The sequence below is a fragment of the Streptomyces sp. NPDC047061 genome, assembly GCF_040643955.1.
Taxonomy (GTDB): Bacteria; Actinomycetota; Actinomycetes; order Streptomycetales; family Streptomycetaceae; genus Streptomyces.
In genome coordinates this window covers 83,401-91,094 of record NZ_JBEYVI010000048.1, presented here as the reverse complement: position 1 = coordinate 91,094, position 7,694 = coordinate 83,401, and the positions used below count along the sequence as shown (strand labels likewise).

Below are 7,694 nucleotides of genomic sequence, written 5' to 3'. Positions count from 1 at the left end.
CTCCATCCAATCGGACCGGACCACACCCGCGCACCTCTTCCACCCCGCAAAATCCCACGTCACAGGGCTACAGAACGACTTTGCCGGGACCCTGGGTAGGTGCCCAGTCCGGTGCCGTGCAGGGTGCCGCGGCGGGCGATCGCGGGCACGATGCCGCGGGCGCGGACCTGGTCGCGGTAGATGTCGTGGTCGTAGCCGCGGTCGGCGAACAGCGAGTCCGGCTTGCGGCGAGGATGACCAACCCGGCCGCGGACCGGCGGGATCGCGTCGAGCAGGGGCATGAGCTGGGTGACGTCGTTGCGGTTGCCGCCGGTCAGCAGGACCGCGAGCGGGGTGCCGTGTCCGTCGGTGATCAAGTGATGCTTGGAGCCGGCCCGCCCCCGGTCGACCGGCGACGGGCCCGTGTGCTGCCCCCTTTTAGCGCCCTGACGTGCGAGGAGTCGACCACGCAGCGGGACCAGTCCAGACGCGCGGCCGCGTTCAGTTCGGCCAGCAGGACCTCGTGCAACCGCTGCCACACGCCGGCCTCGTTCCAGTCCCGCAGCCTGCGCCAGCACGTCATGCCCGATCCGAAGCCCAGGTCCCTGGGCAGGTACTCCCACTGGATCCCGGTGTGCAGTACGTACAAGATCCCGCACAGCACCGCCCGGTCCGGCAACGGCTTGCGACCTGGATACCGGAACCTGCGCTCACGCTGCGGCAGCAGCGGCTCCAGACGGTCCCACAGTTCATCCGACACGATCCACGGCGACTTCCCCACACCGGACCGAACGCTCAACTCCCGTCCCGGACACGGCAGCCAGGACTGATCCACCTCATTGTGTTAGCCGCTGTCAGCGAGCAGAAAGGGGCGTGAGTAAATTGACGAACCCTCATGCGAGATTGCAGCCAGCGGGGCTTCTCACTCAACAATAGCTAACTGGCAGAAATCACCTAGCGGGCTCTCTGCTAGCTGTCTCTGAGGACGCTCCTGATCTCATCGAGCTGCCGTTCCATCGAGCGACGGTCATCCTCGTTCTTCCAGCCCGAGAGCAGAGAGGAATTACCACTTCCTGTCACAGCACTCAAGGCCGAAATTGCAGCATCACGCAAGTGATTCTGCGGGTCCATCTCGCCTGCGACCTCAACCAGGGCCTCGTTATTCATCCATTCGAATTCGCGCGCCCTCGCGGCGGTTGCCGCGACTACCGCCACGGCTGCGACGACTTCCTCAGGAACGAATTCTCGGTTTACGACAGATGGGTCTTCCGCAACGCGGACCAGAATTTCCTCTACCATGGTGGATCGCGCCTCAACAGGCATCCCGTTCGCCTGGTCGAGGAAGTCTTGCGCACTGTCACTGTCCAGAAGCCCAGCGCCCCAGGTGCCCATACCCTACCTCCAGTTGAATTGGTCACCGAGACCACTCACATCAAACTCAGGATCTCGCCGATTGACAAGAGACACGCCACGAATCTTCAATCCCTCCATCACCGACTGTTCCACTCGACGCGCCGTAACAGACTTGACACCAACAGGAAGCCGCATCCAAGTTACGTTGCATATATCTGCACACGAGTAGCCGGCACTTGTCACCGCATGGCCGGGTTTGACTGAAGCCGCCACACGATCCTGAATATTTGTGGTCGACATGCCGACATATTTCTCGCCGCCCTTCAGGTGAATCGTGTAGACGCCTGGAGTGTTTGGAACGCCGAAATCCTTGACCGGATCGCAGTTGTGAACCAGGACCGGCGTAGCCCCCGCCAGCACATAGTACGTGTGCTACGCGCACCCTCTCTACCTGCGTTTTCGCAGGTCAACGGCGATTCGCCGGTTCGCTGATGTCCGTGGAAGTGCGGTGGTGTCGGGTCCGGTTGCCGTCAGCGTTGCCGTCAGAGGTGCAGACCTGTTGCCGCTCGGATCACACAGCAGTGATCGCGATCATCTTCATGCCGAGCAGCGCCCCGACCGCCATCCGCTACCCGAGCCAGGACATCCGAGCTACTGTGGATGTCATGACGACGGCCTACGAGGACGTGCCCTTCAGCGAGCTGCTCCACCACCCCGCGGCCACCGCCCGGCGCCTGGACGCGGTCCGCGCCCTGCGCCTGCGCCGACGCGACGCGGGCGACCTGGCGCTCATTCGCGCCGACCAGCTGGAGCAGGACTCCACCGTGGTCGACTTCACCGCCCGCCTGCTCGCCGGGCTGGTCCGCACCGAGAACACCGCCGCGCTGCGCCAGGCCCTGCCTGATGCTCTGCCTTGGTCGGTCTTCCTCCCCGAGGACGACGTCGAGGCGATGCTCGCCGAGCTGGTGGACACCGCCCGTGGGGCTGCAGCGCTGGAGAACTTGACTCCCATCGCTCTGCTGTTGGCCCAGTGGCGGCACAGTGCCGAGATCTATGCCGACCCCGCCCTGCACGCCGTCCTCACCCGCGAGCCCGACGGCGACCTCGGCTCTGTCCCCATGCCCGAAGACGAGACCGCCGAGTGAGCCCCAAGCGCGGTGACCGCGCGGCCCCTCCTCCGGTCGGCGACGAATTCGACCTGCGCTTCGCCAACACGGAGGCGGCCAACGGCTGGGACCACCTCTCCCGCCACGCCGCAGGCAATCTCCGTCGCGCCTTTGACAAGATCCGATCCGCCCCGCGCGCCACCGATGACCCCGAGCGCCACCACCGCATCAAGGGCAAACTCGGCTCCACAGTCTGGAAGGGGCAGACGCTGGAGCGCTGGCAGTACGAGGTCACCGGCGGCGGCCGCATCTGGTACCTCGTCGACGACGCCAACCGCACCGCCTGGATCACCTACGCAGGCACCGGACACCCGAAAGCCACCGACTGATCGCCCTTCACCTCCTGCCCACCTGCCCTGTCCACGATCCGCGCGGGTATTGGCCCGATCTTGGGCCGGTGACCTGCCCGATCCGGGCCCCGACCCGGGCAGGTGGGCGGTCCGGGGCTCTCGGCGGCTCGGCGGTCAACCGCCGGGGCGGCCCTAGTCGGTGTGCGGGCGGGGCTCGCGTGTCGGCCAGTGCGGCGGCGCAGGGGCCGGGGCGGGAGGGGCCGGCCGACGACGGCCGGGAGCTCCGCTCCCCTGCCGGAGGAGACGCCAGCTACCCGCCCGACGGTGAGCCCGGCGACGCACGTTGAGGGCCGGCCCCTGGGGCGGCCCTCTTCCCGTTGGATAGCCCGTTGGGATATCCAACGAAACAACTTGCGACGCGCCAGCAGCAAGGTTCTGGACAGCCCGGCATCAGGCAGTCGCCAGATCCGCGAGGCGGCCGGCGCCCGGCTCGATGTGCGTCCGTGGGGAACTGCCGCGGGCTGGCCGCGACTGGACGGCAGTGGTCGGATACCCGGAGGCCGGGCGGGGAGGGATCGGCCGACGGCGGGGCGTCGGGAGCTTCGCTCCCCGCCGGAGGCGTCGCCGGCCACCGCCCTCGGTGAGCCCAGCGGCGGAAGGTGAGGGTCGGCCCCCTGGTCGGCCCTGTGCCTGCGATCCGGCCGTAGGACGGTCGTCGGCGACAACTTGCTGTGCGAAGCGCGAGAGCTGCACGCCCACAACTTGCGCCTGGTGGCACCAGGTTGGGCCCAGCTCGCGCCTGGGTCCGGCCGCCCGTCGACACTCGGCGCGAGCGTCGGCTGCTCGCCCGACGGCGGGGCTTGCCGGCGATGGCGGCCCGCACCAGCGGGCGGGGCCCGCCTTGAACCTCGTAGAGAAAATCTGAACGCACGCCCCGGGCCACTCCTACGGCGGGTCAGCGGTCGTGCTCGCCGCCGCCTGACTCCAGGGCCTCGACGCGGCCACGAAGGTCGGCGATCTGCTGAACGGCGTCGGCCAGCGCACGTTCCAACGCCTCGACGCGGCCCGTCGTCCCGCCGGCGGGTGTGGTCACCTCGGGGTCGTCGAGGTCATCGGCGTCGTCGGCGGCGTGGTTGTGGTGGGCGACGTAGGCGCCCTTGCCGGGACGGGAGACCGCCCACCCCTCCTGCTTGAGCACGGTCATGGCCTTCTGCACGGTCAGGCTGGAGGCCCCGAACTGCCGCATCAGCACGGCCTGCGTCGGCAGCGGATCCCCGGGCTTCAGCCCGCCGGAGCGGATCCGCTCACGCAGGGCCTCGGCGATCACCTCGAACGTCAGCGGCACCCCGCCACCTGCCGGCCTGCGCCCGCGCCGCCCCACCACCACGCCCGGCCACCCCCGCTTTCCATGCCCTCTACCAGCACAATCCGGCCCGTCCAAACCGGGAAACCGGCCTCACACTACCCGCGTCCCCGTCACCCACCAGAAAGGAATCAGGAGGGATGCACTTGAATGCGCCGGTGAGGCGATGTTAACGTCACGCACCCGCCGGTGATCACCACCGCGCCCCGCCGACCAGACCCCACTGGTCCGGCCCCCGCGCCCAACTTCGAGGCGCCCCGTTCCCCTGTGAGCCGATCACTTCGGCCTGCTCACGCCACACCGCGCCGTACTGCTTCCGCGCTCCCGCCGAAAGGCCCCTTCCCGCATGCCCGCACAGCTCCAACTCCCGTACCCCGCGACCGTTCCAGCCGCTTCGCATCCGCCGGCGGCGTTCACGACGCCGACCTGCCCGGCGGACGCCACCGCCTCTGCGGCAGCAGGGCGGTCGACGCTGGAGCGCCGCGCCCGGCTCACCGCCAAGCTGGCGAAGCTCGCCGCCACCGGCCAACTCGCACCCCTCGCACACCAGATAGCCGGACTCGGCGGCTGCGCGCACCCGATCCGCCTCACCGGCCACCGCACCCGCCTCGACAGCGCGACCGGCGAGATCCTCGACCACCTCGACTCCGGCCGACTCCCGGCGGGCGAACTGCTGGTCCGCTGCGGCAACCGCCGCGCCACCCGCTGCCCCGCCTGCTCCACCGTCTACCGCTACGACACCTACCAACTCATCGCCGCCGGACTCCGCGGCGGCAAAACCGTCCCCACCAGCGTCGCCGCGCACCCGCGCGTGTTCGCCACCCTCCCCGCCCCCGGCTTCGGGCCTGTCCACAACCAACCCGACACCGGCCGCTGCCACTGCGGCCACGCCCACCCCGACGACGACCCGCTCCTCGGCACGCCGCTCAACCCCGACCGCTACGACTACACCGGCGCGGTCCTGTGGAACGCGCACGCCCCGGCCCTGTGGGCACGCTTCACCACCCACCTACGACGCGAGATCGCCAAGGCGGCGGGCCTCACGCAGCGGGACCTGCGCCACCACGCCACGCTCTCCTACGCCAAGGTCGCCGAGTACCAGAAGCGCGGCCAGGTCCACTTCCACGCCGTCATCCGCCTCGACGGACCCACCGGCCCCACCAGCACCCCACCCGCCTGGGCCACCACCGGGCTCCTCGACCACGCCGTCCGCGCCGCCGCCACACGCACCCGCGTCCACCACGACGGCGAACCGCCGAAGCAACCACAGCCCACCGGGGACGCCCACGCGGCCCCGCCCCAAGACTCAGACCGGGCAGGGCGGTTGGTGTTCCGGTTCGGGCGGCAGATCGACGTCCGCGCGATCCGCGGCACCGACTTCACCGGAGACGGCCCGGTCACCGACCGGCACGTCGCCGCCTACATCGCCAAGTACGCCACCAAAGGCGCCGAGACCACTACCGGCACCCTCGACCGCCGCCTCCGACTCCTCGCCGAACTCGCCACCCACGACATCACCGACCACGCCCGCCGCATGATCCACACCGCCTGGCACCTCGCCACCAAACGCCGGCACGCCCACCTCCGCCTGCGTCAATGGGCGCACATGCTCGGCTTCCGAGGCCACTTCTCCACCCGCACCCGCCACTACTCCACCACCCTCGCCCACCTCCGAGCCGAACGCACCGCCTGGCGAACCGGCCGACCCGACACCCAGACCCCAGCGTCGGCTGAGATGCAGGCCGGTCAGACAGGCGGCAGTCCGATCGGTGACCAGGCCCAGCACTCCACCGACCCGGCCGCCGGTCACCGTCCCGGTCACCGCAACAGCGCCGGTCAACGCGTGGACTCGGACACCACGCTGGTCATCTCCCACTGGCAATACGCCGGAACCGGCCTCCTGCCCGAACTCGAACACCTCGCCGACCTCCTGACCGCAACACGGCAGACCCGACCCGAGCAACCGACCCACACCCGGCGCTCGAAGCGATCCAGTGACCGCGCCGGCGACCGCGCCGGTCACCCGGTCGGTCACTCCACCGGTCGGCTGACCAGTGCTGTCCGGGCAAAGGGCGTCGCGTGACCGCCGGCACGGAACTCCTCACCGTCCCCCAGGTCATGGAACGCCTCCAACTCGGCCGCACCGCCGTCTACGACCTCATCCGCACCCGACAACTCCCCTCGATCACCCTCGGCCGCGCCCGCCGCATCCCCGCCCCCGCGCTCGACTCCCTCATCACCACCCGACTCGAACAGGAAGCCGCCGCCTGATGACCACGCCCCGCGACACCCCCGCCTCCCGCCGCACCCGCGCCAACGGCGACGGAACCGTCTACCAGCGCAAGGACAGCCACTGGGAAGCCGCCGGATACGTCCTCGCCCCCGGGAACACCCGCAAGCGGGTCCGCGTCTACGGCATCACCCGCAAGGAAGCCCTGGCCAAGCTCACCGAGAAGATCGCAGCCAGCAACCGCGGCCTCCCCGTCTCTTCCGCTCAGGGCAGCGTGGCTGCGTACCTGACGTACTGGCTGGAGAACGTCGCCGTCCACCACCTTCGCGAGAACACCCACACGCGATACGCCGCCTGCGTCGACCAGTACCTGATCCCCGGCCTGGGCAAGAAGAGGCTCACCAAGATCACCGCCAAGGACGTCCGCACCTGGCTCAACCAGCTCCGCACCACCTGCCAGTGCTGCGCACGCGGCATCGACGCCGACCGCGATCAGCCCCGCTGCTGCGCCGCCGGAGCATGCTGCTCCAAGCGGCTCTCCCCACTGACGCTCACGTACATCCACTCCGTGCTCAAGTCCTCCCTGGAGCACGCCGTCCGCGAGGAAGAGATCCCGCGAAACGTCGCCCGCAACGTCCGCACCGGCACGCCCCGACCCCGCCGCTTCGAACCCCTCACCGCCGACGAGGCCCGCCAGTTCCTCACGGCCACGCGCGGACACCGGTTGCACGCACTGTTCGAACTCGCCCTCCACACCGGACTCCGCAAGGGCGAACTCCTCGGCTTGCACTGGGAAGACCTCGGCCTCGACTCGGGCACCGCCGCAATCCGTCGCACCCTTCAGCGCACCAGCGCAGGCGGGCTCACCACACTGCCCACCAAGACCAGGGCCTCCGAGCGCCGCATCGCCCTCCCCGCCCGCTGCCTCCGGTCGCTGAAGCACCACCACGAACAGCAGCAGCACGAGCGTGAGGCCGCAGGCACCACGTGGCAGCACAACGGGCACGTCTTCACCACTCCCCAGGGCAGGCCGATCGACCCGACCAACCTCACCCGCACCTTCACCACACTCCTCCGCAAGGCCGGCCTCCGCCGCATCCGCTTCCACGACCTCCGGCACTCGACCGCGACCCTGCTCCTGGAGCAAGGCGTCGAACTCGTCGTCATCAAGGAACTCCTCGGTCACGCCCACATCGGCGTCACCGCCACCGTCTACGCCCACGTCCGACTCCGCCTCCAGCGGCAGGCCATCGACACCCTCGGCACCGTGCTGGGCAGCCCGGAGAACACCGAGACGGCGTGATCCGACGGCG

At 69.6% G+C, this 7,694-nt stretch carries 8 protein-coding genes and 1 pseudogene; 5 read left to right on the top strand and 4 right to left on the bottom strand.

All coding sequences use genetic code 11. From position 1 onward, the window contains the following. Nucleotides 1-101 precede the first annotated feature (101 nt). The 3 genes and pseudogenes from ABZ887_RS43260 to ABZ887_RS43250 form a co-directional block, all read right to left on the bottom strand. A pseudogene (locus ABZ887_RS43260) lies at nucleotides 102-760 on the bottom strand (IS5 family transposase); the annotation flags it as partial. 188 nt (nucleotides 761-948) lie between these two features. Continuing rightward, nucleotides 949-1,371 (bottom strand): DUF4259 domain-containing protein, encoded by a 423-nt coding sequence (locus ABZ887_RS43255; RefSeq protein WP_361303206.1) that lies wholly within the window; start codon nucleotides 1,369-1,371, stop codon nucleotides 949-951. A 3-nt stretch (nucleotides 1,372-1,374) separates the two neighbouring features. Then, nucleotides 1,375-1,752 carry a hypothetical protein gene (locus tag ABZ887_RS43250; protein WP_361303203.1) on the bottom strand — a complete coding sequence of 126 codons (378 nt, stop codon included), beginning with the start codon at nucleotides 1,750-1,752 and terminating at the stop codon, nucleotides 1,375-1,377. Nucleotides 1,753-1,913: 161 nt separating this feature from the next. On the opposite strand from ABZ887_RS43250, the gene ABZ887_RS43245 reads away from it, so the two are divergent. Both ABZ887_RS43245 and ABZ887_RS43240 read left to right on the top strand, forming a co-directional pair. Then, nucleotides 1,914-2,477: a hypothetical protein gene (locus tag ABZ887_RS43245; protein WP_361303200.1), complete on the top strand. Its 564-nt coding sequence runs from the start codon at nucleotides 1,914-1,916 to the stop codon at nucleotides 2,475-2,477. Then, nucleotides 2,474-2,827 (top strand): hypothetical protein, encoded by a 354-nt coding sequence (locus ABZ887_RS43240; RefSeq protein WP_361303197.1) that lies wholly within the window; start codon nucleotides 2,474-2,476, stop codon nucleotides 2,825-2,827. Before ABZ887_RS43245 ends, ABZ887_RS43240 begins: the two co-directional genes overlap by 4 nt. A gap of 916 nt (nucleotides 2,828-3,743) precedes the next feature. Here the strand turns inward: ABZ887_RS43240 and ABZ887_RS43235 are convergent. Next, nucleotides 3,744-4,133 (bottom strand): winged helix-turn-helix domain-containing protein, encoded by a 390-nt coding sequence (locus tag ABZ887_RS43235; RefSeq protein WP_361303194.1) that lies wholly within the window; start codon nucleotides 4,131-4,133, stop codon nucleotides 3,744-3,746. A 364-nt stretch (nucleotides 4,134-4,497) separates the two neighbouring features. Between ABZ887_RS43235 and ABZ887_RS43230 the strand changes: the two genes are divergently transcribed. From ABZ887_RS43230 to ABZ887_RS43220, 3 genes are read left to right on the top strand one after another with little or no spacing between them, the layout of a single operon-like run. Further along, entirely contained in the window at nucleotides 4,498-6,234 is a 1,737-nt protein-coding gene (locus ABZ887_RS43230; RefSeq protein ID WP_361303191.1) for a replication initiator, read from the top strand. Then, nucleotides 6,231-6,422: a helix-turn-helix domain-containing protein gene (locus tag ABZ887_RS43225; RefSeq protein ID WP_155058002.1), complete on the top strand. Its 192-nt coding sequence runs from the start codon at nucleotides 6,231-6,233 to the stop codon at nucleotides 6,420-6,422. Before ABZ887_RS43230 ends, ABZ887_RS43225 begins: the two co-directional genes overlap by 4 nt. After that, complete coding sequence (locus ABZ887_RS43220) at nucleotides 6,422-7,684, top strand: site-specific integrase (protein ID WP_361303187.1); 1,263 nt, start codon at nucleotides 6,422-6,424, stop codon at nucleotides 7,682-7,684. The genes ABZ887_RS43225 and ABZ887_RS43220 overlap by 1 nt, the downstream gene beginning before the upstream one ends. Nucleotides 7,685-7,694: the final 10 nt, after the last annotated feature.

Bases quoted from the DNA above. Each gene is read 5' to 3' on its own strand.
- ABZ887_RS43255 (WP_361303206.1), bottom strand. From the start codon at position 1,371: ATGGGCACCTGGGGCGCTGGGCTTCTGGACAGTGACAGTGCGCAAGAC.
- ABZ887_RS43220 (WP_361303187.1), top strand. From the start codon at position 6,422: ATGACCACGCCCCGCGACACCCCCGCCTCCCGCCGCACCCGCGCCAAC.
- ABZ887_RS43230 (WP_361303191.1), top strand. From the start codon at position 4,498: ATGCCCGCACAGCTCCAACTCCCGTACCCCGCGACCGTTCCAGCCGCT.